Annotated in this window: 26 protein-coding genes; 12 read left to right on the top strand and 14 right to left on the bottom strand. The window is 60.9% G+C overall.

The window, feature by feature from the left end:
• The first annotated feature begins 35 nt into the window (after window positions 1-35).
• From GGQ66_RS11710 to GGQ66_RS11695, 4 genes are all read left to right on the top strand, one after another.
• Window positions 36-716, top strand: coding sequence for a DUF930 domain-containing protein (locus GGQ66_RS11710; protein WP_183792666.1), 681 nt, complete (start codon window positions 36-38; stop codon window positions 714-716).
• Window positions 717-817: 101 nt separating this feature from the next.
• Entirely contained in the window at window positions 818-1,075 is a 258-nt protein-coding gene (locus GGQ66_RS11705; RefSeq protein ID WP_183792664.1) for a hypothetical protein, read from the top strand.
• Window positions 1,076-1,088: 13 nt separating this feature from the next.
• Complete coding sequence (locus GGQ66_RS11700; RefSeq protein ID WP_183792662.1) at window positions 1,089-1,391, top strand: hypothetical protein; 303 nt, start codon at window positions 1,089-1,091, stop codon at window positions 1,389-1,391.
• A gap of 159 nt (window positions 1,392-1,550) precedes the next feature.
• Entirely contained in the window at window positions 1,551-1,853 is a 303-nt protein-coding gene (locus tag GGQ66_RS11695; RefSeq protein WP_183792660.1) for a hypothetical protein, read from the top strand.
• Between the two features lie 67 nt (window positions 1,854-1,920).
• Here the strand turns inward: GGQ66_RS11695 and GGQ66_RS11690 are convergent, their stop codons facing one another.
• Window positions 1,921-3,159, bottom strand: a complete 1,239-nt coding sequence (locus GGQ66_RS11690; RefSeq protein WP_183792658.1) for a hydantoinase/carbamoylase family amidase — start codon at window positions 3,157-3,159, stop codon at window positions 1,921-1,923.
• Between the two features lie 199 nt (window positions 3,160-3,358).
• Here GGQ66_RS11690 and GGQ66_RS11685 point away from each other — a divergent pair, with 199 nt between their 5' ends.
• Window positions 3,359-4,999 (top strand): MFS transporter, encoded by a 1,641-nt coding sequence (locus tag GGQ66_RS11685; protein ID WP_183792656.1) that lies wholly within the window; start codon window positions 3,359-3,361, stop codon window positions 4,997-4,999.
• A gap of 11 nt (window positions 5,000-5,010) precedes the next feature.
• Here GGQ66_RS11685 and GGQ66_RS11680 read toward each other — a convergent pair whose 3' ends face one another.
• The 5 genes from GGQ66_RS11680 to GGQ66_RS11660 form a co-directional block, all read right to left on the bottom strand.
• Window positions 5,011-5,748 (bottom strand): YoaK family protein, encoded by a 738-nt coding sequence (locus GGQ66_RS11680; protein ID WP_183792654.1) that lies wholly within the window; start codon window positions 5,746-5,748, stop codon window positions 5,011-5,013.
• Between the two features lie 163 nt (window positions 5,749-5,911).
• Window positions 5,912-6,754, bottom strand: coding sequence for an S-formylglutathione hydrolase (gene fghA, locus GGQ66_RS11675; protein WP_183792652.1), 843 nt, complete (start codon window positions 6,752-6,754; stop codon window positions 5,912-5,914).
• Window positions 6,755-6,762: 8 nt separating this feature from the next.
• Window positions 6,763-7,875: an S-(hydroxymethyl)glutathione dehydrogenase/class III alcohol dehydrogenase gene (locus GGQ66_RS11670; RefSeq protein WP_183792650.1), complete on the bottom strand. Its 1,113-nt coding sequence runs from the start codon at window positions 7,873-7,875 to the stop codon at window positions 6,763-6,765.
• A gap of 31 nt (window positions 7,876-7,906) precedes the next feature.
• Window positions 7,907-8,191: a metal/formaldehyde-sensitive transcriptional repressor gene (locus GGQ66_RS11665; RefSeq protein ID WP_183792648.1), complete on the bottom strand. Its 285-nt coding sequence runs from the start codon at window positions 8,189-8,191 to the stop codon at window positions 7,907-7,909.
• A gap of 150 nt (window positions 8,192-8,341) precedes the next feature.
• Entirely contained in the window at window positions 8,342-8,668 is a 327-nt protein-coding gene (locus GGQ66_RS11660) for an Rdx family protein (protein WP_183792646.1), read from the bottom strand.
• Between the two features lie 164 nt (window positions 8,669-8,832).
• Between GGQ66_RS11660 and GGQ66_RS11655 the strand changes: the two genes are divergently transcribed.
• The 3 genes from GGQ66_RS11655 to GGQ66_RS11645 all read left to right on the top strand — a co-directional run bounded on the left by GGQ66_RS11655 (window position 8,833) and on the right by GGQ66_RS11645 (window position 10,521).
• On the top strand, window positions 8,833-9,408 hold the full coding sequence (locus tag GGQ66_RS11655) for a LysE family translocator (RefSeq protein ID WP_183792643.1): 576 nt from the start codon (window positions 8,833-8,835) through the stop codon (window positions 9,406-9,408).
• A 71-nt stretch (window positions 9,409-9,479) separates the two neighbouring features.
• On the top strand, window positions 9,480-9,872 hold the full coding sequence (locus GGQ66_RS11650) for a hypothetical protein (RefSeq protein WP_183792641.1): 393 nt from the start codon (window positions 9,480-9,482) through the stop codon (window positions 9,870-9,872).
• Between the two features lie 136 nt (window positions 9,873-10,008).
• A complete protein-coding gene (locus GGQ66_RS11645; protein WP_183792639.1) occupies window positions 10,009-10,521 on the top strand; it encodes a thermonuclease family protein in 513 nt (170 codons plus the stop codon).
• A gap of 36 nt (window positions 10,522-10,557) precedes the next feature.
• Here GGQ66_RS11645 and GGQ66_RS11640 read toward each other — a convergent pair whose 3' ends face one another.
• From GGQ66_RS11640 to ftsZ, 4 genes are all read right to left on the bottom strand, one after another.
• Window positions 10,558-10,887 (bottom strand): hypothetical protein, encoded by a 330-nt coding sequence (locus GGQ66_RS11640; RefSeq protein WP_183792637.1) that lies wholly within the window; start codon window positions 10,885-10,887, stop codon window positions 10,558-10,560.
• A 102-nt stretch (window positions 10,888-10,989) separates the two neighbouring features.
• Window positions 10,990-12,813 carry a translation elongation factor 4 gene (lepA, locus tag GGQ66_RS11635; RefSeq protein ID WP_183792636.1) on the bottom strand — a complete coding sequence of 608 codons (1,824 nt, stop codon included), beginning with the start codon at window positions 12,811-12,813 and terminating at the stop codon, window positions 10,990-10,992.
• Window positions 12,814-12,888: 75 nt separating this feature from the next.
• Window positions 12,889-14,151: an MFS transporter gene (locus GGQ66_RS11630; protein WP_183792634.1), complete on the bottom strand. Its 1,263-nt coding sequence runs from the start codon at window positions 14,149-14,151 to the stop codon at window positions 12,889-12,891.
• 81 nt (window positions 14,152-14,232) lie between these two features.
• Complete coding sequence (gene ftsZ / locus GGQ66_RS11625; RefSeq protein WP_183792632.1) at window positions 14,233-15,219, bottom strand: cell division protein FtsZ; 987 nt, start codon at window positions 15,217-15,219, stop codon at window positions 14,233-14,235.
• 232 nt (window positions 15,220-15,451) lie between these two features.
• Between ftsZ and GGQ66_RS11620 the strand changes: the two genes are divergently transcribed.
• The 3 genes from GGQ66_RS11620 to GGQ66_RS11610 all read left to right on the top strand — a co-directional run bounded on the left by GGQ66_RS11620 (window position 15,452) and on the right by GGQ66_RS11610 (window position 19,119).
• The gene (locus tag GGQ66_RS11620) at window positions 15,452-16,024 is read left to right on the top strand and encodes a helix-turn-helix domain-containing protein (protein WP_183792630.1); all 573 of its coding nucleotides are present in this window, start codon (window positions 15,452-15,454) and stop codon (window positions 16,022-16,024) included.
• Between the two features lie 16 nt (window positions 16,025-16,040).
• Entirely contained in the window at window positions 16,041-16,559 is a 519-nt protein-coding gene (locus GGQ66_RS11615; RefSeq protein WP_183792628.1) for a GNAT family N-acetyltransferase, read from the top strand.
• Between the two features lie 169 nt (window positions 16,560-16,728).
• Window positions 16,729-19,119 carry a phosphoketolase family protein gene (locus tag GGQ66_RS11610; RefSeq protein WP_183792626.1) on the top strand — a complete coding sequence of 797 codons (2,391 nt, stop codon included), beginning with the start codon at window positions 16,729-16,731 and terminating at the stop codon, window positions 19,117-19,119.
• A gap of 30 nt (window positions 19,120-19,149) precedes the next feature.
• Here the strand turns inward: GGQ66_RS11610 and GGQ66_RS11605 are convergent, their stop codons facing one another.
• From GGQ66_RS11605 to GGQ66_RS11595, 3 genes are all read right to left on the bottom strand, one after another.
• Window positions 19,150-20,463, bottom strand: a complete 1,314-nt coding sequence (locus GGQ66_RS11605) for an HlyD family type I secretion periplasmic adaptor subunit (protein WP_183792624.1) — start codon at window positions 20,461-20,463, stop codon at window positions 19,150-19,152.
• A 69-nt stretch (window positions 20,464-20,532) separates the two neighbouring features.
• Window positions 20,533-22,227 (bottom strand): type I secretion system permease/ATPase, encoded by a 1,695-nt coding sequence (locus tag GGQ66_RS11600; RefSeq protein WP_183792622.1) that lies wholly within the window; start codon window positions 22,225-22,227, stop codon window positions 20,533-20,535.
• Between the two features lie 131 nt (window positions 22,228-22,358).
• A complete protein-coding gene (locus GGQ66_RS11595; RefSeq protein WP_183792620.1) occupies window positions 22,359-22,817 on the bottom strand; it encodes a group III truncated hemoglobin in 459 nt (152 codons plus the stop codon).
• A 148-nt stretch (window positions 22,818-22,965) separates the two neighbouring features.
• On the opposite strand from GGQ66_RS11595, the gene mbfA reads away from it, so the two are divergent.
• The gene (gene mbfA / locus GGQ66_RS11590) at window positions 22,966-23,949 is read left to right on the top strand and encodes an iron exporter MbfA (protein ID WP_183792618.1); all 984 of its coding nucleotides are present in this window, start codon (window positions 22,966-22,968) and stop codon (window positions 23,947-23,949) included.
• Between the two features lie 88 nt (window positions 23,950-24,037).
• Here mbfA and GGQ66_RS11585 read toward each other — a convergent pair whose 3' ends face one another.
• Window positions 24,038-24,334: a hypothetical protein gene (locus GGQ66_RS11585; protein ID WP_183792616.1), complete on the bottom strand. Its 297-nt coding sequence runs from the start codon at window positions 24,332-24,334 to the stop codon at window positions 24,038-24,040.
• Window positions 24,335-24,337: the final 3 nt, after the last annotated feature.

The raw sequence follows: 24,337 nt of genomic DNA, 5'->3' as shown, positions 1-24,337 counted from the left end.
CGGCGGGCTAAGATTTCGACAATGGGCCAGAGGATATGAGCGCAGCGGCGATGGTTTCCGGAACGCAAGGCAACCGACGCCAAAACGCGTCGCGCCTTGCGCCCTGGTTTGCCTTGTCGTTTCTCATCCACGTTCCCGCTGTCGTGCTGCTCGCCATCATCGCGGTGTCGCCTGATCTGCCGAAGCCGGAGGATCAGGCAATCAGCGTGACGCTCGCGCCTGAAACACAAACACGTCCCAAGCCGGTCCCGACCGAACTTCAGGCCCCGGAAGCGGCTTCGCCTGAAAAGCCGCCTGCGCCGGCGGAAGACGGCATGATCTCCGCGACACGGTTGCGCGCGGCGGAGGTGCTGGCTGATCCGCGCAGCGCTGGCGTACGTCGCGATCTCGGGACGCTTGCGCCGGAAACCCGACTGGAGCAAATCTGTAATCTGGAGGCCATGGAGCAGGTTCATCTGTGGAAGCCGGCGCTCGAACCGGATTTCCTCGTTGCCTATGCTTTGGAGGATACCCGTATCGAAAGCCGTGAAATCCGGGCGGACGGTGCGGCCATTCGCATCGCCGGTCGCTGGTTTCGGCTGCGTTATGCCTGCGCGATGACGGCCGATACGGCCACGGTCGCACACTTCTCGTTTGCGCTTGGCGCGGAAATTCCCCGCGCCGAGTGGGATGATCACGGGCTTCTGCCCGCGTCGGGCGATATGCATGGCGATTGATGATCGATGATGTCTATGTCGCCCATTCGCATCGCCCCTCTTTATCTTTTCCCGATGGCGTGGCTAAGCTTGGCTGCCCTCTGGTGCGCAAAGGAAACCGCATGACCAACGATCCGAAAATCATCAAGTCGCCGCTTAGCCGCAAGTTCACCGCCGACGGAATTACCGTTGATGTCGAGATCTATCGCGCTGAAGGCTCGGACCAGTGGACGCTGGAACTCGTGGATGACGAGTGGACCTCGACGGTGTGGGATGACCCGTTCCCGACCGACCAGGCGGCATGGGAGGAGTTCGAAAGCGGTGTTCAGGAAATCGGCCTTGCCGCGCTCCTCGAAGAAGATCAGCCGACGGTCCATTGAGGATAAGCCTGCCATGAGAATTGCCATATCGCTTCTGGCGGTCACGCTTGCCGTCGTCCCGGCGCATGCCGCCCTTTCCGGTTTTTATGACAGCGCCGAGCAGATCGGCGTCATTCTTTCCAGTGCGGCCGTTGCCAATGCGCTGCATCAGGCGCCGGTTGGCACCATTTCCAACACCGGCACTCGCAAGGATGGCGCGCGTGAATGGACAGTGCGGGTGCAGGATTGCGATCTGAAGGTCTATCTGGTTCCCGTTATGCCGAATGGCGTGGGCAAGACGACCTACAAGATCGAGATTCCCGGCGTATGCAAGTGAAGCGGCTGCGAAAGCCCGAACATCCCGAGGGAATGTTGAAATTTTCAGCATGTCATTTCAATGCTTCCCGCCTGGCGCATGGCTGAAATGCGCCCGCGCGGTTGACTGACGGGTGTTATGTGCAATCCTTATCTCGCAACTGCGAAATGGAGTGCATTCATGACTCAGGATTTTCTGGAAATCCTTGCTGCCCATGAAGTAACCGCCAGAAGCAAGCAGCAAGCGGCACGATTTATGTTCGGCGAACGCACTGCGTCGCATGAAGCCGCCTCGATGTTCAACGACGAGGTTCGGTCTTCATTTGAAGCGTTCGCCAGCGTCCAGCGCAATATCAGTGATCACTGTCATATGGATCACGCGCTGGTGGAGAAAAGCGAGGAAATCTCGGAGAGATTTCTTCGGCTGCTATCGGCCATTCAGGAATATATCGTTTCGATATCCGCCGATGCGGAGCGTGCATAGCGCGCGCCGTGATTTCAGGCAGTTCCGCCGTTCGATGCGATCGGCGGGGCTGCGCTTTGCCGAATTCCTATTCCGCATTTGCCAGATCGAGTGCCATGTCGAGCAGCACCTGCGCGCCGGCGGTGGCGTGGTCCGGTTCGCACCATTCCAGTTCAGAATGGGAAATGCCGTCGCGGCAGGGCACGAAAATGATGGCGACGGGCGCGACCATGTGGATGGACAGCGCATCATGCGCCGTCAGGGTCGGTAATTTCATCACCGGGAACCCGTGCTTTTCCGCTGTCTTGACGGTCAGGCCCAGCATATCAGGCGCGAAATCCAGTCGGTCGCGGAAAAAGGCCGTCGTGGTCTCGATTTCGAGGCCGCTTTCGGCGGCAATGCTGGTAGCGGCCTCCTCAATACGGTCGATGATGGCCTGACGTCCCTCTGCCGTTTCGTGGATCACCACATAGGAAAGCTTTGCGAGATGGGGAATGTTGACGCGGTTGTTCGGCCAGCTATCGATGACGGTGGCGCTCACCATGCCCGCCGGTTCCTGGCTCGCGCCGATCTCCTCAATGGCAAGAATAAGCTTGGCGGCACCCACCAGTGCATTGCGGCGCTTCGACATGGCCGCTGTCTGCGAATGACCATTCTCGCCGCGAATTTCGATGAAACCCGAGCAGCCCCAGGAGGAGTTCGTTACCGCTCCGATCAGCGTGCCGGTTTCTTCCAGTTCGGGTCCCTGTTCGATGTGCAGTTCCAGATAGGCGTGGATCGGCCTGCCGCCGACCGGCAACGTGCCGGCATAACCTGATGCGGACAGTTCATCCCTGACCGAGAGCCCCTTGCGGTCGGTGCGGGCCAGAACTTCTTCCAGCGGCAGAAGGCCGGCAAAGACGCCCGAGCCCATCAAGCCCGGCTGGAAGCGTGCGCCTTCCTCGTTCGTCCAGTTGGCGATCTCGATGGCGCGCTTCGTAACGATGCCAGCCGCGTTCAGCGCCCGCACCACGGCAAGGCCGGCGAGTACGCCGAGCACGCCATCGAACCTGCCGCCCGGCATCTGCGTGTCGAGATGACTGCCGATCATCAGCGGCGGCCGCGAAGGATCGCTTCCTTCGCGGCGCGCGAACATGTTGCCGACCTGATCGACAGTGACCGCAAGCCCGGCCTCGCGCGCCCAGTGGGCGAAAAGATTGCGGCCTTCGGCATCCGTGCCGGAAAGGGCCGGACGGAAGGAGCCGCCGCGCGCCGTGCCGCCGATTGCGCCCATGGTCATCAGGTCGGACCACAGGCGCGTGCCGTCGATATCAGGAGAAAGGGCCATGTCGTTCGTCCTCTGGCGTTATTTTTGGTGCGTTGCACAATAGGGATATATCGCAGCATTTCCCGTTCCTTGGCGGGAGGCAAGCGGGAAATGGTCCGGACAAACTCTTTTTGCCCTTGCCGGCAATTGCCTCGACGCTATTTCGCTGTAACTTGCCGGATATCAATGGACTCAAGTGGCGCTGGCCGGGGAGAATGATGTGCCGCAGAGAAGGCCGACACTTGCGTTGTTCCGCCATCCGGTGTTTCGCGCGCTGTGGATCGCCACGCTGGTTTCCAATCTCGGCGGGCTCATTCAGGGGGTGGGCGCTGGCTGGTTGATGGCGACAATCTCGCCGTCGCAGGATATGGTGGCGCTGGTGCAGGCTTCGACCACGCTGCCGGTGATGATTTTCTCACTCGCTTCGGGTGCGCTTGCCGATAATTTCGACCGTCGTCGCATCATGCTGGCGGCCCAGCTCTTCATGCTGGCTGTTTCGCTGCTTCTTGCCTTCGCGGCCTTTGCAGGGTTGATCACGCCCTGGCTGCTGTTGTGCTTCACCTTCCTCATTGGTTGCGGCACGGCGCTGCATAATCCGTCCTGGCAGGCTTCGGTCGGCGATATTGTGCCGCGTGAGGATGTGCCGGCTGCCATTTCGCTGAACAGCATGAGCTTCAACCTCATGCGCTCCATCGGCCCGGCCTTCGGTGGCGCCATCGTTGCGGTGGCCGGCGCTGCGGTAGCCTTTGCCTTCAATGCCGTCAGCTATCTCGCACTCATCGGCGCCATATGGTTCTGGAAGCCGGAGCCGCGCCCGTCGGGCCTGCCGCGGGAACATTTCGGCAGCGCCGTTATGGCCGGTCTGCGCTATGTCTCCATGTCGCCGAACCTTATCAAGGTCATGTTCCGGGGCTTTCTGTTCGGCACCTTCGCCATTTCCGTTCTCGCACTTTTACCGGTTATCACACGCGATATGCTGAACGGTGACGCTTTCAGCTATGGCGTGCTGCTCGGCTGCTTCGGCCTTGGCGCCATCGGCGGTGCGCTGGCAAACGGTCGGGTGCGCGAGGTTCTGGCCAATGAAACCATAGTGCGCTTTGCCTTTGCCGGCTTTGCCGCCTGTCTCGGCGTGCTTGCCGTCAGCCGTTCGATCTGGCTGGACTGTCTGGTTCTCCTGCCGGCCGGTGCCTGCTGGGTCATGGCGCTGTCGCTGTTCAATGTCACGGTTCAGCTTTCCACGCCACGCTGGGTGGTTGGCAGGGCTTTGGCGCTCTATCAGACGGCGACTTTCGGCGGCATGGCGCTCGGAAGCTGGATCTGGGGCGTGATTTCGGAAGGGCAGGGGCCGGAAGTCGCGCTGGTCCTGTCCAGCTTCGCGATGCTGATCGGGCTTGCTGTCGGCCTTCGCCAGCCTCTACCGCCCTTCAATGATCTCAATCTCGACCCGCTCAACCGCTTCAGCGAGCCGGAACTCAGCCTCGACATCCGCTCCCGCAGCGGTCCGATCATGATCATGGTGGACTACCAGATTGCGCAGGAGGACGTCCCGGCCTTTCTGGCCGCCATGACCGACCGCCGGCGTATCCGGCTGAGGGACGGGGCGCAGCAATGGGCGCTGCTGCGCGATCTCGAGACACCGGACATCTGGACCGAGACCTATCACGTTCCGACCTGGGTTGAATATATCCGCCACAACCAGCGCCGCACGCAGGCGGATGCCGAGGTGACGGAACGTCTGCTGGCGCTGCATCGCGGTTCGGAAAAGCCGAGGGTTCACCGCATGATCGAGCGCCAGACCGTGCCGCGCCAGGACGACATGCCGCTCAAACCGCAGCACCACGATCACCATCCGATTCTCTGACGGGAACTGGATCAGGCCCGGACATCAGCAACCAGCGGGAATATGGCGATCAGCGTGAGCGGTATGGCGAAGACGAGGGCGGCGGGCAGTCCGAACAGGGCGAACAGAAATGCGCCACAGATGCCGCCGCTGAAGAACAGGCCGATCATGCTGAGCAGCAACTGCAGCTTGGCCCGGTCGGCCCTGACGGGCGGCAGACCCGGACGTGGCAGCGGCCCGTTGCGGTAAAGCAGCTTGCCGAACTCGATGCCGACATCCGTCACCATGCCAGTGACATGGGTGGTGCGGATGCGCGCGCCGGAGAGCTTGGTAATCATGGCGTTCTGCAAGCCCATGACATAGCAGAGAAGCACGACGATCAGCAGCGTGTAGCGCATCGGCGCAATGTCGGAAACGGCGATGCTGCCGGCAAACACCACGAACAGTGCGGCCTCCAGCGCCAGCGGCAGGGCATATTGCGAGTGCAGGTTTCGCCGCCGGGCCCAGTTGATGAGGATGGCCGAGGTCGCGGCCCCCGAGACAAAGGCGGCGATTGCGCCAAGCGCCAGCCCCACGAGTTTCATGTTTCCCAGCACGATGTTATCGGCAAGGGACGAAATCATGCCGGACATATGCGAGGTATACTGATGCACGGCCATGAAGCCGCCTGCATTCACCCCGCCCGCCACGAAGGCAAGCACATAGGCAAGGTGCCGGTCGCCGCGTTCGCTGCGGTCCCGGTCTGCAAGGCTGAGGAAATAGGTTTTCATGGCAGGTCCGCTTCAGCCGGTGACGCCTGAAGCGCTTCATTCGGCACGTCTTATTCGGACTTTAGTCTAGGAGCCGTTTTCGCATTCATCAACCGCGAAGGCGAAGGCTGATGTCGATTTGCAAGGTCCGGGGCGGCGTTTGCCACCCCCGGACCGGCGCAGGTCAAGCCTTCAGCCGCGCCGCGTGCCAGCGCAGGTGGTCGTCCATGAAGGTGGAGATGAAGTTGTAGGAATGGTCGTAACCTTCCCGCAAATTCAAGACGACCTTCTGGCCTGCCTTTGCGGCGGCGTCGACCAGAAGTTCCGGCATCAGGCCGGTCGTCAGGAAACTGTCGGCCTCGCCCTGATCCACGAGGAGTTCGGGGAAGCGCTTGCCGTCTTCAATCAGAAGAACCATGTCATAAGCCCGCCAGGCGGTTTCATCCGCGCCGAGGTATTTTTCAAGCGCTGGCTTTGACCAGCCGGCCACGCTCGGCTTGACGATGGGTGCAAAGGCTGAGGCGCTCTTGAATGTGTCCGGATTTTTGAGTGCGATCGTCAGGGCACCGTGGCCGCCCATGGAGTGGCCGGTAATGCCCTGGCGGCTCATATCCGCCGGGAAATTGGCTGCGATTACCGCCGGCAATTCCTTGGTGACGTAGGAATACATCCGGTAGTTCTCGGCATAGGGTGCCTGCGTCGCATCGACATAGAAGCCGGCACCCGAACCGAACTGCCAGTTATCCTTTTCATCCGGCACGGTTTCGCCGCGCGGAGAGGTGTCTGGCAGAACGACGATGAGGCCGAGTTCGGCGGCAAGACGGCGATACTCGCCCTTGTCCATGCAGTTGGCATGGGTGCAGGTGAGCCCCGAGAGATACCAGAGCACCGGCAGCTTTGCGCCTTGCTCGTGGGGTGGCACGAAGACGGCGAAGGTCATCGGTGTCTTCGTCTCGGCGGAGGCATGGCGGTAAACACCCTGCACCCCGCCATGCGCTTTCGCGGTGGAAATGGTTTCAAGTGTCATGACCGACCTCAGTAAACCACGACCGAACGGATCGACTTGCCCTCGTGCATCAGGTCAAAGGCCGTGTTGATCTCGTCCAGCGGCATGGTGTGGGTGATGAGGCTGTCGATGTCGATCTTGCCTTCCATGTACCAGTCAACGATTTTCGGCACGTCGGTGCGTCCGCGCGCGCCGCCGAAGGCCGAGCCTTTCCAGACGCGGCCGGTGACGAGCTGGAACGGACGGGTGGAGATTTCCTGCCCTGACGGTGCCACGCCGATGATGATGGACTCGCCCCAGCCGCGATGGCAGCATTCCAGCGACTGGCGCATGGTGTGGACGTTGCCAATGCATTCGAAGGAGAAGTCGGCGCCGCCGCCGGTGATGTCGACGATGGCTTCGACCACCTTGTCATGACCGACTTCGTTCGGGTTGACGAAGTGTGTCATGCCGAACTTCTTCGCCATCGCGACCTTGGAGGGGTTGAGATCGACGCCGATGATCTTGTCCGCGCCAACCATGCGCGCGCCCTGAATGACGTTGAGACCGATGCCGCCGAGGCCGAAGACCACGACATTGGCGCCCGGCCAGACCTTGCCGGTGTAGACGACCGCGCCGATGCCGGTGGTCACGCCGCAGCCGATGTAGCAGATCTTGTCGAAAGGCGCGTCCTCACGCACCTTGGCGACGGCGATTTCCGGCAGCACGGTGAAGTTCGAGAAGGTGGAGCAACCCATGTAATGGAAGACTTCGCCGCCATCGCAGGAAAAGCGGGTGGTCTTATCTGGCATAAGGCCCTGACCCTGTGTCGAGCGGATGGCGGTGCAGAGGTTGGAGCGCTGCGAAAGGCACGTCTTGCAGCCGCGGCATTCCGGCGTGTAGAGCGGGATGACGTGATCGCCCGGCCGCACCGATGTAACGCCTGCGCCGACTTCGCGCACGATGCCGGCACCCTCGTGGCCGAGAATGGCCGGGAACTTTCCTTCGGAATCAAGGCCGGAGAGCGTGTAGGCGTCAGTGTGGCAGACACCGGTCGCCATGATTTCGATCAGGACCTCGCCTGCCTTGGGGCCTCCGATCTCGATGGTTTCGATGGTCAGCGGCTTGTTGGCTTCCCAGGCAACGGCGGCGCGGCTTTTCATGGTCTTGTCTCCTTGGCTGTGGCGGGTGCGGTCACTTGAGATAGGTGCGCACGATCTTCATGATGGCGTCCAGATTGTCGCCGGTATCGGTGGAGGATATGGGGCCTTCAGCCCTTTGCGCCAGACTTTCCCTCAGGTGGATATCCAGCACCTCGGCCATCAACCCACCCGTCGCACCCCGAAGGGCGGCGATCTGTTGCAGGAGCAGGCTGCATTCCGTGCCGGCCTCGACGGCGCGTTCCAGCGCTTCGACCTGGCCCTTGATGCGTTTCAACCGCACCAGTGCTCGCTTCTTGTCTTCGGGTGAATGGGGCATGAAACCTCTCCTGAAAGGAGGCATACAGATACTGCATGGGGTATGTCAACATACCCATGGGAGTATCGTGTATGCCGAAACGGATGAGGCATCTGCCCAAGAAAAAAGCCCGCACGCGGCGGGCCTGAATGGAGGACTGAAAGAGTGCGGTTACGCGTCGTCCTTCTTCTTCCGGTCGGTATGGCCGAGATCGCGGTCGGGGTCGATGATGTCGCGCACGCGCTGCTTCAATTCCGCCGGGCCGGGAAAGCCGCCATCCGTCTTGCGCTCCCAGATGGTCTGGCCATCGAGCGTGATCTCGAAGGCACCGCCGGTGGCGGGAATGAGCGCGACTTCACCAAGCGTCTGGCCGAATGTCTGCAGCAATTCCTGCGCCATCCAGCCTGCCCGCAGAAGCCAGTTGCACTGGGTGCAATAGGTAATCGCAATGCGTGGCCAGGGTGCGGCATTTTCGCTGGTGGTTGTGGTCTCGGTCATCGCAAACTCCCTGAATAGAAAGGCATTAACGTCGCAGGCCATTGCGGGCAAGAAAATCTACGGCGTGAACCTCGTGATTTTGGAATCTCATTCCCTTGCTTGACGGCGTGTCTTCGAGAATATCAGCGCCGCATCAACAATGAAAACCGGCGGGAGACGAAGAAATGACGGCGAGCCTGATGCTGGCAATCACACTTCTGTTGCTGACGCCCGGTCCCACCAACACATTGCTGGCCATAGGCGGCGCTTCGGCGGGCTTCCGTCGCAGCCTGCCTCTCATCCTCGCTGAAAATCTCGGCTACCTTGCCACCATCGTGCCGCTCATCGCCTTTGCCGGCCCGTTTCTGGCCGACCATCCGATGGCGGCAAGCGCATTGAAGCTATGCTCGGCGGCCTGGGTCACACTGCTTGCGATGAAGCTCTGGGTGACGCCGCTGGGTGAAATCACGGAGCGTGGTCTCATCACGTTCCGGCAGGTCTTCGTGACCACCATGCTGAACCCGAAGGCGCTGATCTTCGGGATTGCACTCCTGCCCAATGGCTCCTTTTTCCAGACCTTGCCGCGTCTTGGTGTTTTCGCGATGATCGTTGCCGCCGTGGCGGCGTTCTGGCTTTCGGCTGGTGCCTCGATCCTTCGTTTTGCCAGCCGGCGCTTTCCCTGTCTCTTCTGCCGCGTGGCGGCAAGTTTTCTCATGGCGTTTGCCGTCAGCCTCGCGGGCAGCTCGCTCGGTTGGCTCTAAGCGTCTGCGGGCACGAATTCGATAGCTATTTCCGGGCATATGTGAGCAGGATGATTTTTAAGGAGATCATCATGCGTTCCCCGCTTTTCCTTCAGGCCGTTTTTCTTGTCGCTTTCGGAGCCTGCCCCGTCCTTGCGATGGAATTGCCGACCGAGGTTTTCCTTTCGACCGCTGAGAAGGCGAACGGTGTCAAGAACGCCGTCGTTCTGGGAAAGCCGAACGTGTTTCTGTTCAAGTCCACGGAAGCGCGCGACATTACCTTCACGCTGGAGGCGGAAAACGGCTTTTGCGGTTTCGAATTGCAGCGGAGCTCCGAACTGGGATACCAGTTCAATCCAAGCCGCTTTCCGGTCGTACGTGTGCAACATGCGCAGGCGGGCGAGACATTTACGTTGCAGTTTCACCAATCGCGAGCCGCATGGGTCGAGAACAAGCCCTGCACTTTTTCGTTCGATATCCGCTGATACGTCCGGCGAAGCACAAGTTGCCTGACGTTCTTCAGGGGCGGATGGAACAAAAACATCTTTAAAGACTTGAAGGCCCCGGATACGCTCCGATGTGAAACGGTGCGGCCTCGGGGGGAATGGGATGAAGGCATTTTTGGCGCTGATCGCCCAGATTGCGTTCGTTCTGTTCGCAGGCGTTCTGGTGGTTCAGGTCGCTACTGAAACGTCCGGCTCCCCGACATCGAGGAACGTCAGGCTGGATGTGAGTGCCGAAGGCCTCTGGACAAACGTTCCGGTGAAGGTGGTCAATGCGCAGAATCAGGAATTCGAGCGCCTCCCTGTTCCGCCCGATCCCTATCCCCTCAAATTTCGCGCGGACGGCCGCTGGCGTGCACTGGACAGCAATCACTTCAGTTTCAACGGGGTAACTTACCGGGTCATGGATCTGGCGCCCGTGGAGCGCAACCGCGTTTGCATAGACGCGCAGGGGCGCCGGTTCGCCTGTGGCCTGAACGCGTTCAAGGCGCTTGGCAATATCGTGCGGGGAAAATTTCTCGAATGCCGCATTCTTCCCGGCGAAGACGCTGAAATGACAGCGGACTGCGTGATCGACGGAAAGAGCCTGGCGCAAATCTTGAGCCGGGTGCCCGGCCTGCCACCGCAATAAGCCGGTCCCGCCTCAGGGCGCTCGGCAATGAGCTGGTCAGTAGCAGGTCGATTGACCGCGCTCGTCCGTGTAACAACGGGACTGCGTTGTACCGCCTGTGCGTTTTTGCTGCGGCGGAACGACGATGACCGGATTACGGCGCTGCGATCCGGGCTGGCTCTGGGGGCGGCTATAGTCCCGTTCCACCTGAAAGTTCTGACCGCCATACTGGCCGGTCGCGCCGCCACGTCGGTCAGGCGTTACTTCCAGATTGGGATATTGCTGAGCAAGCGCGCCGGCTGCGGAAAGACAAAGGCCGAGCGCGACGGTTGCTGCAAGCAACACGCGGTGTTCGAAAGACTGGCTTGGCGACGACGATTTGAACATGACCCTTATCCTCCCGGAAAACCCAGTAGAGCGCAGGATGGCGGTCGATTTATGGCGCCCAATGCAGGGCGCCATAAACATGGGAAGGCGGAGCCTCCGGCCTTACTCGTCGTTCATCTTGAGGGCGGCGATGAAGGCTTCCTGCGGAATTTCGACCTTGCCGAACTGCCGCATGCGCTTCTTGCCTTCCTTCTGCTTGTCCAGCAGCTTGCGCTTGCGGGTGGCGTCGCCGCCGTAGCACTTAGCCGTCACGTCCTTGCGCAGTGCGCGCACGGTTTCGCGGGCAATGACCTTGCCGCCGATGGCTGCCTGGATCGGGATCTGGAACATATGCGGGGGAATAAGCTCCTTGAGCTTTTCGCACATGCCGCGCCCGCGCCGGTCGGCCGCCGAACGGTGGACCAGCATCGAAAGCGCATCGACCGGATCGCCGTTGACGAGGATCGACATTTTCACAAGGTCGCCTTCGCGGTAGTCCGTGATGTTGTAGTCGAAGGAGGCGTAGCCCTTGGAAATCGACTTCAGGCGGTCGTAGAAGTCGAACACCACTTCGTTGAGCGGCAGTTCATAGGTCAGCATGGCGCGCGAGCCGACATAGGTCAGTTCGGTCTGGATACCGCGGCGATCCTGGCAAAGCTTGAGGATCGAGCCGAGGTAATCGTCCGGCGTCATGATTGTCGCCTTGATCCACGGCTCGCGGATTTCCTTGATCTTGACCACATCCGGCATGTCGGCCGGATTGTGCAGCTCCTTCTCCGTGCCGTCGGTCAGCGTCATCTGGTAGACGACCGAGGGCGCGGTGGCGACGAGATCGAGGTTGAACTCGCGCTCCAGCCGCTCCTGAATGATTTCGAGATGCAAAAGGCCGAGGAAGCCGCACCGGAAACCGAAGCCGAGTGCCGCAGACGATTCCATTTCGAAGGAGAAGGACGCGTCGTTCAGGCGCAACTTGCCCATGGCAGAGCGCAGGTCTTCGAAATCGGCAGCATCGACGGGGAACAGGCCACAGAAGACGACCGGCTGGGCCGGCTTGAAGCCCGGCAGGGCTTCCGTGGTCGGGCGCTTGTCATCGGTAATCGTGTCGCCGACGCGGGTATCGGCCACTTCCTTGATGGAGGCGGTGATGAACCCGATTTCGCCGGGGCCGAGTGAATCGACATTGACCATCTTGGGCGTCAGAATGCCGACGCGCTCCACACCGTATTTTGCGCCGGTGCCCATCATGCGGATCTGCTGGCCCTTGGAGAGAACGCCGTCGATAATGCGCACGAGAACCATGACGCCGAGATAGGTGTCGTACCAGCTATCGACCAGCAGCGCCTTGAGCGGAGCCTTTTCATCGCCTTTCTTCGGCGGCGGCAGCTTGTGCACGATGGCTTCCAGCACGTCGGGAATGCCGAGGCCGGTCTTGGCCGAAATCAGCACCGCGTCGGACGCGTCGATGCCGATCACTTCCTCGATCTGTTCCTTGATGCGCTCCGGTTCGGCGGCGGGCAGGTCCACCTTGTTGAGGACGGTCACCAGTTCATGGTTGTTGTCGATGGCCTGATAGACGTTGGCCAGCGTCTGGGCTTCCACGCCCTGCGAGGCATCCACCACCAGGAGCGACCCTTCACAGGCCGACAGCGAACGCGAGACTTCATAGGCGAAGTCGACATGGCCGGGCGTGTCGATGAGGTTCAGCACATAGGTTTCGCCGTTGTTCGCCTTGTAGTGCAGGCGCACGGTCTGGGCCTTGATGGTGATACCGCGCTCACGCTCGATATCCATCGAGTCCAGCACCTGTTCGGACATTTCGCGCTCGGCAAGGCCGCCGCAGGTCTGGATCAGACGATCGGCCAGCGTCGATTTGCCGTGGTCGATGTGGGCCACGATCGAAAAGTTGCGGATATGGTCGAGGGGCGTGCGGGTCGAATTGGTGCTCATGGAACCGGCGTATAGCAGGGGCCAAGTTGACAGCAAAGGGGAAAGAGGCTGAAGAGCCCACGAATGCTGAAAATTTTAAGGATTTTCGCCGGCGTTTTCGGAAACGGGCTGGGTGAGGGCGGTAGCATCGGGCACCTGGGCGCTCCGCATCTCGAATCCGTCCCGTTCCTCTTCGGCGCTCGGTGGACGCTGCCTCAATCGCAGAAGCGTAAAGGCCGCATATGCAATGGCGACGAGAATCGCCGTAAAAAGGAAGGTCTTGGGCCCGAGGATCGGCGTGAGCGCTGAAATCCCAAGCGGAACGATGGTGGCCGAGATGGACCAGGCGATGAGAAGCGTGGAGGCCAGCGGCACGAAATAGGACGGGTCCGCGCGGTCGCTGGCATGGGCGGATGCGATGGAATAGATCGCCTCCGAGGAGCCCGCGAGCACAGAGAAAACGATGAGAAGCAGGATGAAGGACGAGAAGGAAACGCCGAGCGCGAAGAAGCCGGCCACGGCGATGATCGCGCAGGTCAAAATCAGCACGTAACGGCGGTCGATGCGATCCGAGAGCGCGCCAAGCGGATACTGGACGAAGAGAAGGCCGAGCGCCATGACGAACATCAGCGTGGCGATGGTTTCCTGCGAAACGCCGTTGACGGCGGCGTAGACGGGCGTGAAGCTCTGTACCGAGGTGGAGAGCGCCCCGGACGCCAGAATGCCGATGAGGGCGACAGGGGAGTTGCGCCAAGCGAGCCGCAAATTAACCTTCACACTGGCCGGTGCCGGCGGGATCGGCAGCCGGGTGAGGCTGACGGGCAGGATGGCGATGGCGCAGAAGATGATGGCGACGACCGGCGCGATGTTGGTGGCTTCGGGCAATTGTCCGAGCAGAAGCGCGCCGAAGCCAAGGCCGATCACATAGGTCATGTAGAAGAACGACATGGCCTTGCCGCGCCAGTCGTTCGAGGCGGCGTGGTTGATCCAGCTCTGGGTGATGATGAAGTTCATGTTGCCGGCCGCACCGAAAATGCCGCGAGCGAGAACCCATGCCCATGGATTGACGCCGATGGCGATGATCGCCTCCGAAACGATTACGAGCGCGAAGGAGGCGGCAAAGAGGCGTGCATGGCCGGCACGGCGAATGAGCGGCCCGGCGATGACGCTGCCGATCAGGCCACCGAACGCCACGGCGGCAATCGCGAAGCCGGCTGCCCATTGGGTTTCGGGTGAGCGCGCCAGCGTATAGGGCACGTAGGTGAAGATGATGCCGTTGCCCAGCGCCAGGATCGTCATCGACAGAATGATGGCGGCAATCGAAAGCGGCGATGCCGTGCCGGGTACCTGACTGTCCATGATGGCCTCTGATGGCGTTTCGGAAACGACAGGGACCGGCGCCGCAAGACGCCGGTCCCTGAATGCATCGGGTGGATTACCTCAGCGCGCCTGAAGCGGCTTCGGACCTTCACCCAGGCCGGTCGCCACCACGGAAACGCGGAAGCGGCCGTCGAAATTCTGGTCGAAAATGGCGCCGACAACGATATCGGCCTCATCATCGACTTCGTCGCGAATGCGGGTTGCGGCTTCGTCGACCTCAAACAGCGTCATGTCCATGCCGCCCGAAATCGAGATCAGCACGCCGCGCGCGCCCTTCATCGACATGTCGTCCAGCAGCGGGTTGGCGATGGCGGCTTCCGCCGCACGCAGCGCCCGGCCTTCACCGGAAGCTTCGCCCGTACCCATCATCGCGCGGCCCATGCCCTTCATCACCGATTTCACGTCGGCGAAGTCGAGGTTGATGAGGCCTTCCTTGGTGATGAGGTCCGTGATGCAGGAAACGCCCGAGAACAGAACCCGGTCGGCGATGACAAAGGCATCGGCAAAGGTCGTGTTCGCATCGGCGATGCGGAACAGGTTCTGGTTGGGGATCACGATCACCGTATCGGCGGCCTCGCGCAAACGCTCGATGCCTTCTTCGGCAGCCTGCAGGCGACGGCGACCTTCAAAGGAGAAGGGCTTCGTCACAACGCCAACCGTCAGGATGCCGGCTTCGCGTGCCGCGCGCGCAATGACCGGAGCCGCGCCCGTGCCCGTGCCGCCGCCCATGCCGGCGGTCACGAAGCACATATGCGTACCGGAGAGGTGGTCCATGATCTCGTGTAGCGATTCTTCCGCAGCGGCGCGACCGACATCCGGCACGGACCCTGCGCCAAGACCTTCGGTGATATCGGCGCCGAGCTGGATCAGCCGCTCGGCTTTCGACATGGTCAGGGCCTGCGCATCCGTGTTGGCGGCAATGAAATCGACCCCCTGCAGGCCCTCCGTGATCATGTTGTTCACAGCATTGCCGCCGCCACCGCCGACGCCGATTACCGTGATTTTCGGCCGCATCTCCGCGATCTGCGGTCTCATTACATCGTTCATGCCTCTCTCCAAGAGCGCCGTGCGCCCGATTGGGCGCGCGAAGGACGTTCTAAATTGTTTAGTTCCGGCTTCGACTCGAAAGCCGATTCCCCTCGAATCATCGGGATGCCATCTGAACTTGGAAATGGGCAGGATGTGGGCGGAAGTGCAAGCATTCTGTTGCATTCGTCAGGAATTTCCGCAAACCGAGAGTCGGCTTGACTCTATTATCGTAATCAGCAAGTCTACGATAATGGAAAATGACGATGAACTGAACCGAAGAATTGCAGGGCGGCTGAAGGCTTTGCGGGCCGAGAAGCGCCTGACCCTCGATGAACTGGCAACCCTTTCCGGGGTTAGCCGGGCGATGATTTCGCGGATCGAGCGAGGCGATGCGAGCCCGACGGCCGCCCTTCTTTCCCGGCTGGTCTCAGCCCTCGGGCTTTCCCTTTCCGCTTTTTTCGAGGAAGCGGAAAAGGTTACTTCGCCGCTCGCCCTGCGGGCAGATCAGCCGGTCTGGCGCGATCCGGAAACCGGTTATGTCCGTCGCTCGGTGTCACCCTTCGGCATGCCGGCGCGGGCGGATCTGGTTGAGGTTGAGTTTCCTTCGGGCAAGACCCTGTCCTACCCGGCGCTTACCGGTCAACCTGCCATGGTCCAGCATGTCTGGCTGTTTTCCGGTGTGCTGGAAATGACGGCGGATGGCGCGACGCACCGGATGCTGCCCGGCGACTGCCTGTTCATGACGCTTTCCGCGCCGCATGCCTTTCACAATCCGGGGCCGGAGCCCGCACGCTACGCCGTCATCATCGAAAAACCGGCCTGACCATCAGGAGAAAACCATGACCGAAATCCGATTTCTGACCCGCGAAGAGGCTCTTCAACGTCTGGAAGAGCTGAGCGCGGTTCTTTACGATTGCGTCCATGGCGGCGCATCCGTCAGCTTCATGCTGCCGTTTCCACTTGAGGAGGCGCGCGATTTCTGGCGCGACGTGGCCGAGAGTGTAGGTCGGGGTGATACGTTACTGGCGACTGCCCTTCATGAGGGCAGGGCGGTCGGCACGGTTCTGGTCGGACTCAAGCAGGCGCCGAACCAGCCGCATCGCGGGGACTTGAAGAAGCTGCTGGTCCACCGTGACGCGCGCGGACTTGGCCTGTCGCGTCTTCTCATGGAGGAGGCGGAACGCAAGGCGGCGGAGGCGGGCAAGACGCTTCTGGTGCTCGATACGGCGACCGGTAGCCCTGCAGAAGAGATTTATCCGCGTTTCGGCTGGCAGCGCGTTGGCGTTGTACCGGATTACGCGCTTTATCCCGATGGCTCCTATTGCGGCACCACCATTTTTTACAAGCGTATCGTCTGAAAGCCGAAAAGAATCCAAATGGCGCCCGCCAATTGATCTTCATCAAGTCGTTGCCATTCGCCTTGCGCGATGATGCACTGAAGAACTACCCTTCGTTGATGATCGTTACATGATCGACATGCAGGGGCAGTAATCGTCGCTTGGTATGAAAACGAAGAGGGTCAGGTTTATGGCAGAAGCAGGGATCGCAACGGTTGCCCGTCCGGCAGAGAATGAACTTGCGCTGATTGACCGCTATTGGCGGGCGGCGAACTATCTTTCTGTCGGCCAGATTTACCTGCTCGATAATCCGTTGTTGAAGGCGCCGCTGGAATCCGAACACATCAAGCCGCGCCTGCTCGGCCATTGGGGCACGACGCCCGGCCTGAACTTCATCTATGCCCACCTCAACCGCATCATCAAGGCGCGTGACGAAAACGTGCTTTACATCTGCGGCCCCGGTCATGGCGGCCCCGGCATGGTGGCGAATACCTATCTTGAAGGCACCTACAGCGAAATTTATCCCGACATTCCGGAGACGGAAGAGGGGATCCAGAAGCTGTTCAAGCAGTTTTCCTTCCCCGGCGGCATTCCAAGCCATGCGGCGCCGGAAACGCCCGGTTCCATCCATGAGGGCGGCGAACTCGGTTATGCGCTGGTGCATGCCTATGGCGCGGCCTTCGACAATCCCGACCTCGTGGTCGCCTGCGTTGTGGGCGATGGTGAGGCCGAAACCGGTCCGCTGGCCACGGCATGGCATTCCAACAAGTTCCTGACCCCGGGTAGCGACGGCGTGGTCCTGCCGATCTTGCACCTCAACGGCTACAAGATCGCCAATCCCACGGTTCTCGCCCGTCTGTCAGATCAGGAGCTGACCGACCTGTTTACAGGTTACGGCTACGAACCCTTCTTCGTGGAGGGGTCCGAACCCATCGACATGCACGGCCAGATGGCCGCGACGCTGGACACGATCTTCGACAGGCTGAATGCCATCCGCGCCGCCGCAAAGGCGGGCGATCTTTCGCGTCCGCGCTGGCCGATGATCATCCTGCGCAGCCCAAAGGGCTGGACGGGTCCGAAGACGGTCGATGGTAAGGTGGTGGAGGGTCACTGGCGTTCGCACCAGGTACCCGTTTCCGGTTGCCGTGAGCATGAGGCGCACCGCAAGATCCTCGAGGACTGGCTCAAGTCCTACAATGTCGCTGATCTCTTCGATGAGAAGGGCGCATTGAAGCCCGAACTCAAGGCGTTGGCGCCCAAGGGTGAGAAACGGATGGGCGCCATCCCGCAGGGCAATGGCGGCCTGTTGCGCAAGGAACTCAAGCTGCCGGATATCCGCGCCTATGAGGTAAAGGTCGCGTCACCGGGTGCGGGAGACGAACAGTCCACCAAGATCCTCGGCGATTTCCTGCGCGACGCACTGACGCTCAATGACGCCGAGAAGAATTTCCGCATTTTCGGGCCGGATGAAACGGCCTCGAACCGTTTGCAAAGCGTATTCGAGGTGACGGATCGCGTCTGGCAGGCGGAAATCCTTCCAACGGACGATCATCTGGCGCGTCACGGCCGGGTCGTTGAAGTGTTGTCGGAGCATATGTGCCAGGGCTGGCTGGAAGGCTATCTGCTGACGGGCCGCCACGGCTTCTTTTCCTGCTACGAAGCCTTCATCCACATCATCGACTCCATGTTTAACCAGCACGCCAAGTGGCTGAAGGTGACGCGCGATATCGAGTGGCGCAAGCCGGTCGCCTCGCTGAACTATCTGCTGACATCCCACGTCTGGCGGCAGGATCATAACGGCTTCTCGCATCAGGATCCGGGCTTCGTCGATCACGTCGTCAACAAGAAGGCCGATGTGGTGCGCGTCTACTTCCCGCCGGATGCCAATACGCTGCTGTGGGTGGGCGATCATTGCCTGAAGACCTGGAACCGCATCAACGTTATCGTGGCCGGCAAGCAGCCCGCGCCGCAATGGCTGACAATGGATGAAGCCGTTGCCCATTGCGAAGCCGGCGCCGGCATATGGCACTGGGCCGGCACGGAAGAAGAAGGCTTCGAACCCGATGTGGTTCTGGCCGCCGCCGGTGATGTGCCGACGCTTGAAGCGCTCGCCGCCGCTGACCTGTTGCGTCAGGCGCTTCCTGACCTGCGCATCCGCGTCGTCAACGTGGTCGACCTGATGGCCCTGCAATCACCGGACCAGCATCCGCACGGTCTGACGCATGAGACCTTCGATGCGATGTTCACGACAACGAAGCCGGTGATCTTCGCCTATCACGGCTATCCATGGCTCATTCACCGTCTGGTTTACAAGCGCAAGAACCACGATAGCTTCCATGTGCGCGGCTACAAGGAAGAAGGCACCACCACCACGCCGTTCGACATGGTGGTGATGAACGATCTCGACCGGTTCCATCTGGCCATCGAGGCGATCAACCGTCTGCCTTCTCTGGGACGCAAGGGTGCGGAAGCCATCGCCAAGTTCGAGGCAAAGCTCGCCGAACACCACGCCTATGTGCGCGAGCACGGCGAGGACATGCCGGAAATCCAGAACTGGAAATGGCCTTACGGCAAGGGCTGAAGCGACCGGAGCGCCGGGCCGTCGCGGGGATCACTCCTCGCGGAAGGCCCGGTTGATCTGGTCGGTCATCGGCTTCATGAAGTAGGAGAGGGCGGACCGCTCTCCCGTCTGGATGAAGGCTTCGGCCGGCATGCCGGGCAGAAGCGTCAATTGCCCGAGCTTTTTCGTCTCCGTTGCCGGTACGGAAATCCGGACCTGATAGTAGGAGAGGCCGCTGCGTTCCTCCGTCGTCAGATCAGGTGCGACGCGGTTGACGAAGCCGTTCAGTTCCGGCGTCGTGCGCTGGTTGAAGGCGGACATGCGCAGCACGACCGGCTGGCCGGGCACGATCTGATCCACATCCTTCGGCTGGATCTTCACGTCGAGGGCGAGATTGTCGCCTTCGGGAACAATCAGCATGACCGGATCGCCGGGTGCGATAACGCCGCCGACCGTGTGAACGGTGAGCTGGTAGACGGTGCCCTTCTGGGGGGCGAGGATGTCGATGCGCCGCAATTCGTCGTCTGCGGCAATCTTGCGTTCGGAATACTCGCCGATCTGGGCCTGCGTGTCGCGCAGGTCGCGCCCCACCTCGGCCTTCATATCCTGATCAAGCTGGATGATCTGAAGGCGTGTTTCGGAAATACGGCCGGCCACCTGGGCCTGATAGGCGATCTTTTCGCCGCGATCGCCGCCGAATGTGGCGACCTGCGTTTTCAGGCCGTTGAGTCGCTGGTCGGACACGATCCCCTGTTCGCGCAGGCCGATGAGGGAATTAATTTCCTTGTCGAGAACCTCGATGCCGTTGTTGAAGGCCGTTTCCTGCGCCTTGAGGCCTTCGATCTCGTGCTCGTATTGCGCTATGCGCTCGATAAGCTGGGCCTTCTTGCTGGCCAGTGCTTCCCGGCGAATTTCGAACAGACGGGCTTCACCGTGCAAGATGCCGGCAATCTGCGGATCGGAGGCGCGGTCGAGCAGAGTCTTCGGAAAGGAAATCGTTGCGGCATCGTCACGCTCGGCTTCCAGCCGGGCATAGCGGCCAAGGGCTTCATCGAGCCTGCGGGTTATGATCGCCAGGTTGGCGCGGGTGGACGCGGCATCGAGGCGCATGACCACCTGCCCGGCTTCCACCTTCTGGCCTTCCTTGACGAAGATTTCGCCAACGACGCCACCGGTCGGATGCTGCACTTTCTTGACATAGGAATCGACCACGAAATGGCCGGACGTGACCACCGCGCCGGACAGTTTCGTCATCGAGGCCCAGCCGCCAATGGCAACGACGAGCAACGCGCCCACGCCCATGCTCGCGAGGAGATGACTGCGGATCGAGCCAATGACGCCCAGTTCCCGATTTTCATCCTTCATGCATCGTCTCCATGCGGTTCGACGGCCTGTAGCAACCGTTACGAACGCCGATAATCCTCAAATGCGGCATCAAGCCGTTCCGCGCTGGGCCGTCGGAGCGATATTGGCGGGTGCGACCTTCAGCACCTTCGAAAGCACCTCGTCCTTCGGCCCGAAAGCCCGCTGGCGACCGCTTTCCATGAACAGCACCAGATCGACGACGCTGATGGCGCTCGGGCGATGGGCAATGACGACGGCAACACCGCCGCGTTTACGGATCGAGGCAATGGCATTCACCACTGCCGCTTCACCATCGGCGTCGAGATTGGCGTTCGGCTCGTCCAGAATGACGAGGAAGGGATCGCGATAGAGTGCACGGGCAAGGCCGATACGTTGACGCTGGCCAGCCGACAGGGCGGAACCGCCCTCCCCGATCCGGGTTTCGTAACCGTTTTCGAACCGCAGGATCAGGTCATGCGCGCCAGCCGTCCTAGCTGCCGCCACGATGGCGTCAGGGTCGGGATTCTCCTCGAAGCGGGCAATGTTTTCCGCAATTGTGCCGTCGAACAATTCGACACCCTGCGGCAGATAGCCGATATAGCCACCAAGCTGCTCGTCGTTCCAATGATCGAGGCTTGCGCCATCAAGGCGCACGGTGCCGGCGGCCGGCCGCCATGCGCCGACAAGCGCGCGGGCAACGCTCGATTTACCCGAGCCGGACGGGCCGATGACGCCGAGCGCGCTGCCGGCCTCGACAAGAAATCCGATACCCACGACATTCGGAGCGCGTTCTCCCGGAGGAACGATGGAGAGCGCCTCGACGCGCAACTCCCTGACGGGAGCAGGCAGAGGCATGGTCTCGGGTCGGGCGGGAATTTTTGTCAGCAGATTGTCGAGGCGCTCCCAGCTCTTGCGAGCCATCACGAACGGCTTCCAGTTGGCAATGGCCAGGTCGACCGGTGCAAGGGCGCGACCCATCATGATCGAGGATGCGATCATGACGCCGGCACTGGCTTCCTGCATGATGACCAGATAGGCGCCGACAGCGAGAATGGCCGATTGCAGCATGACGCGCAAAGTCTTGGAGAGGCTACCCAGTCCGCTGGTGACGTCGCTCGCCTTGCGATTGGCCATCAGATAGGCCTCGTTTGCCTTGTGCCAGCGATTTTCAAGCCGGCGCCCCAGGCCAAGCGCCTGCACGACTTCGGCATTCCGGCGCGAGGCCTCCAGCAGCCCGTTGCGCGCCATGTTGTGCGTCATGGAGTCCTTGACCGCATTCTGTGAGAAAATGTTGGTCAGCAGCGTCAGCGAGACGAGAATGACGGCGCCGACCAGCGCCGTAACACCCAGCCAGAAATGGAATATGAAGCAGATGGCGAGATAAAGCGGCATCCACGGCAGATCGAACACAACGGTGGGGCCGGCGCCCGAGAGGAAGCTTCGCACATTGTCCAGGTCGCGCAGCGGCTGAAGGCCATCGCCCTGCATCCGCGTCACCAGCGGCAGGCGAATGGTCGCCTCGTGCACGCGGGCGGACAGGCTTCTGTCAAACCGTTCACCGATGCGGGTGAGAACGCGCGAGCGCAGGATTTCGAGCAGCGCCTGAAAGCCATAAAGCACGCTGGCGAGAATGACGAGGCCGACCAGCGTGGGAACGCTGCCGCTCGAGAGAACCCGATCATAGATCTGCAACATGAAAAGCGGTGACGTCAGCGCAAGAATATTGACGACCAGACTGCTGAACAGAAGTCCACCGATGGTGGGAAGATCAAAGAGACGGCGCATCGTTCAGCCACAGCTTTCCATAAAGTCCGGTAACCTGCCTTGTCGCCAAATTTTATGGCTGCAGGAAGCCGGAGAATGGGCCAAAACCCCTAAATTTAGATTACGGGCATCAGCTTCAGAGGCTTTATGCCCTAGCTTCGCGTCAACGTGACGGCAGGATTGTGGAAGATCGACAGGATGAGGCTGCGGGCGATTCTTTCCGCCGACGCCATAAGAAAGTCGCGGGCTTCCGGAGAGGGCGCAATATCATCCAGCGTCTCGCCGAATAATGCCAACCAGTCGGCAAAGAGAGGTTCCTTCAGGCCGGAGACCCCGAGATGGGCCGGCACGGGACGGCCGGAATAGGCGCCGTTGCGAAGGGCGACGGCCTGCCAGAAGAGCTTCATTTTGCCGAGGTGTTCCGGCCAGCGGCCATGCAGCTTTGCCTCGAAAACAGGACCGAGTACGGCATGCGTTTGTATCCGCCCATAAAATGTCTCAACGAGGCGGTCGATAAAGATCGGGTCGATGCCGATGGCAGCCATGTCCGCGGCGGCTTTTGCCTCCGCTTCGGCGCGATGGGCCGCTCTGTCCTGCAGGTCGGGGGGCATGGTTGCTCCTTGCTTTCTGGCGCTCTTTGTCCGGCAGTCAGGCCCGCCTGTCAAATGCGGCATGTGCGCGCGCTGCCGCTTTAAGCCTTGACCTTCTTCGCTCGATTATCTAATTTAGAATAATTCTAAAAATAAGACGGCAATGATCATGTTTTCCCATCTTTTCGGCACCGGTAAACGCTCCTTCGATCAGCTCAGCGAACAGGAAATCCTGGCGCTGGCGATCTCTTCGGAGGAAGATGACGGGCGCATCTATATGGCCTATGCGCAGCGTCTCGACGCTGATTTCCCCGCAACGGCCAAGATTTTTCGCGACATGGCGGAGGTGGAAGATACCCACCGCCGCAATCTGATTGCCATGTATCGCGAACGGTTTGGCGAGGTCATCCCGCCGATTCGCCGGGAGCATGTCCGTGGATTCTATGAGCGCAGGCCCGACTGGCTGCAGAAGAACCTTTCCTTCGAAACCATTCGTGAGGAAACCGAACGCATGGAGCAGTCGGCGGCTCGCTTCTATCGCGAAGCCGCCAAGCGGGTCTCCGATGCGCGCACCCGCGATCTTCTGGGCGAACTTGCCATGGCCGAGGACGGTCACGAAGACATCGCCCGGGGCCTGAGTGAAAAGCATACTCCCGATGACGTTGTGAAAGAGGAGGCGCATAACGCGCATCGTCAGTTCGTGCTGACCTGGGTGCAGCCGGGGCTTGCCGGCCTCATGGACGGCTCGGTTTCGACGCTCGCGCCGATCTTTGCTGCGGCATTTGCCACTGGCAATACGTGGCAGACCTTCCTTGTCGGTCTTTCGGCTTCGGTCGGTGCCGGCATTTCCATGGGCTTTACGGAAGCAGCCCATGATGACGGCAAGCTCTCCGGGCGCGGTTCGCCCGTCAAGCGCGGATTGGCTTCAGGTGTGATGACGGCGCTCGGCGGCCTTGGCCATGCCTTGCCTTACCTCATTCCGAACTTCGTGGTGGCGACGTCCATCGCGGTCGCGGTCGTGTTCGTGGAACTCTGGGCGATTGCCTTTATCCAGAACAAGTTCATGGAAACGCCGTTCCTGCGGGCCGTCATGCAGGTCGTGCTGGGTGGCTCGCTGGTGCTTGCTGCGGGCATTCTCATCGGGCAGGGCTGAGCACACGGCGCAGACACGGCTGGTTGGGCCGCATAGCCATGGCCCCGGCGCTCTCAAGGCGGCGGGGCGCATTTTCTGGAGCGCGGGCTTACAGCTTCGCGACAGAACGCTCCGTTTCGGATGGCTTCTGCCCGTCATTGGCCGCATAGGCATTGATGGCGCTGAACACATCATAGACCGTTTCGGCACAGCTCACATTTTGGGCGAGAAAGACCAGCGCACCGATCAGGTCGCCAGACTTGAGTGCTTCCTCAGCCACGGCGGATGCCGTTCCCAGAAGAGCGCCGGTGGCGCTTGCTTCCGTTTCAGCGTCACGCAGGGTCGACGACGGATGAATGGTTCTTGACGGAATGCGAAAGGCGGAGGAGATCATCTTGACGCTCATTCA

The sequence above is a fragment of the Allorhizobium borbori genome, from assembly GCF_014196535.1.
Taxonomy (GTDB): domain Bacteria; phylum Pseudomonadota; class Alphaproteobacteria; order Rhizobiales; family Rhizobiaceae; genus Ectorhizobium; species Ectorhizobium borbori.
This window is presented reverse-complemented; position numbering and strand designations above follow the sequence as displayed.

Coding starts and splice junctions, on each gene's coding strand:
- GGQ66_RS11710 (WP_183792666.1), top strand. CDS start 36: ATGAGCGCAGCGGCGATGGTTTCCGGAACGCAAGGCAACCGACGCCAA.
- GGQ66_RS11705 (WP_183792664.1), top strand. CDS start 818: ATGACCAACGATCCGAAAATCATCAAGTCGCCGCTTAGCCGCAAGTTC.
- GGQ66_RS11700 (WP_183792662.1), top strand. CDS start 1,089: ATGAGAATTGCCATATCGCTTCTGGCGGTCACGCTTGCCGTCGTCCCG.
- GGQ66_RS11695 (WP_183792660.1), top strand. CDS start 1,551: ATGACTCAGGATTTTCTGGAAATCCTTGCTGCCCATGAAGTAACCGCC.
- GGQ66_RS11690 (WP_183792658.1), bottom strand. CDS start 3,159: ATGGCCCTTTCTCCTGATATCGACGGCACGCGCCTGTGGTCCGACCTG.
- GGQ66_RS11680 (WP_183792654.1), bottom strand. CDS start 5,748: ATGAAAACCTATTTCCTCAGCCTTGCAGACCGGGACCGCAGCGAACGC.
- fghA (WP_183792652.1), bottom strand. CDS start 6,754: ATGACACTTGAAACCATTTCCACCGCGAAAGCGCATGGCGGGGTGCAG.
- GGQ66_RS11670 (WP_183792650.1), bottom strand. CDS start 7,875: ATGAAAAGCCGCGCCGCCGTTGCCTGGGAAGCCAACAAGCCGCTGACC.
- GGQ66_RS11665 (WP_183792648.1), bottom strand. CDS start 8,191: ATGCCCCATTCACCCGAAGACAAGAAGCGAGCACTGGTGCGGTTGAAA.
- GGQ66_RS11660 (WP_183792646.1), bottom strand. CDS start 8,668: ATGACCGAGACCACAACCACCAGCGAAAATGCCGCACCCTGGCCACGC.
- GGQ66_RS11655 (WP_183792643.1), top strand. CDS start 8,833: ATGACGGCGAGCCTGATGCTGGCAATCACACTTCTGTTGCTGACGCCC.
- GGQ66_RS11650 (WP_183792641.1), top strand. CDS start 9,480: ATGCGTTCCCCGCTTTTCCTTCAGGCCGTTTTTCTTGTCGCTTTCGGA.
- GGQ66_RS11640 (WP_183792637.1), bottom strand. CDS start 10,887: ATGTTCAAATCGTCGTCGCCAAGCCAGTCTTTCGAACACCGCGTGTTG.
- lepA (WP_183792636.1), bottom strand. CDS start 12,813: ATGAGCACCAATTCGACCCGCACGCCCCTCGACCATATCCGCAACTTT.
- GGQ66_RS11630 (WP_183792634.1), bottom strand. CDS start 14,151: ATGGACAGTCAGGTACCCGGCACGGCATCGCCGCTTTCGATTGCCGCC.
- ftsZ (WP_183792632.1), bottom strand. CDS start 15,219: ATGAACGATGTAATGAGACCGCAGATCGCGGAGATGCGGCCGAAAATC.
- GGQ66_RS11620 (WP_183792630.1), top strand. CDS start 15,452: ATGGAAAATGACGATGAACTGAACCGAAGAATTGCAGGGCGGCTGAAG.
- GGQ66_RS11615 (WP_183792628.1), top strand. CDS start 16,041: ATGACCGAAATCCGATTTCTGACCCGCGAAGAGGCTCTTCAACGTCTG.
- GGQ66_RS11610 (WP_183792626.1), top strand. CDS start 16,729: ATGGCAGAAGCAGGGATCGCAACGGTTGCCCGTCCGGCAGAGAATGAA.
- GGQ66_RS11605 (WP_183792624.1), bottom strand. CDS start 20,463: ATGAAGGATGAAAATCGGGAACTGGGCGTCATTGGCTCGATCCGCAGT.
- GGQ66_RS11600 (WP_183792622.1), bottom strand. CDS start 22,227: ATGCGCCGTCTCTTTGATCTTCCCACCATCGGTGGACTTCTGTTCAGC.
- GGQ66_RS11595 (WP_183792620.1), bottom strand. CDS start 22,817: ATGCCCCCCGACCTGCAGGACAGAGCGGCCCATCGCGCCGAAGCGGAG.
- mbfA (WP_183792618.1), top strand. CDS start 22,966: ATGTTTTCCCATCTTTTCGGCACCGGTAAACGCTCCTTCGATCAGCTC.
- GGQ66_RS11585 (WP_183792616.1), bottom strand. CDS start 24,334: ATGAGCGTCAAGATGATCTCCTCCGCCTTTCGCATTCCGTCAAGAACC.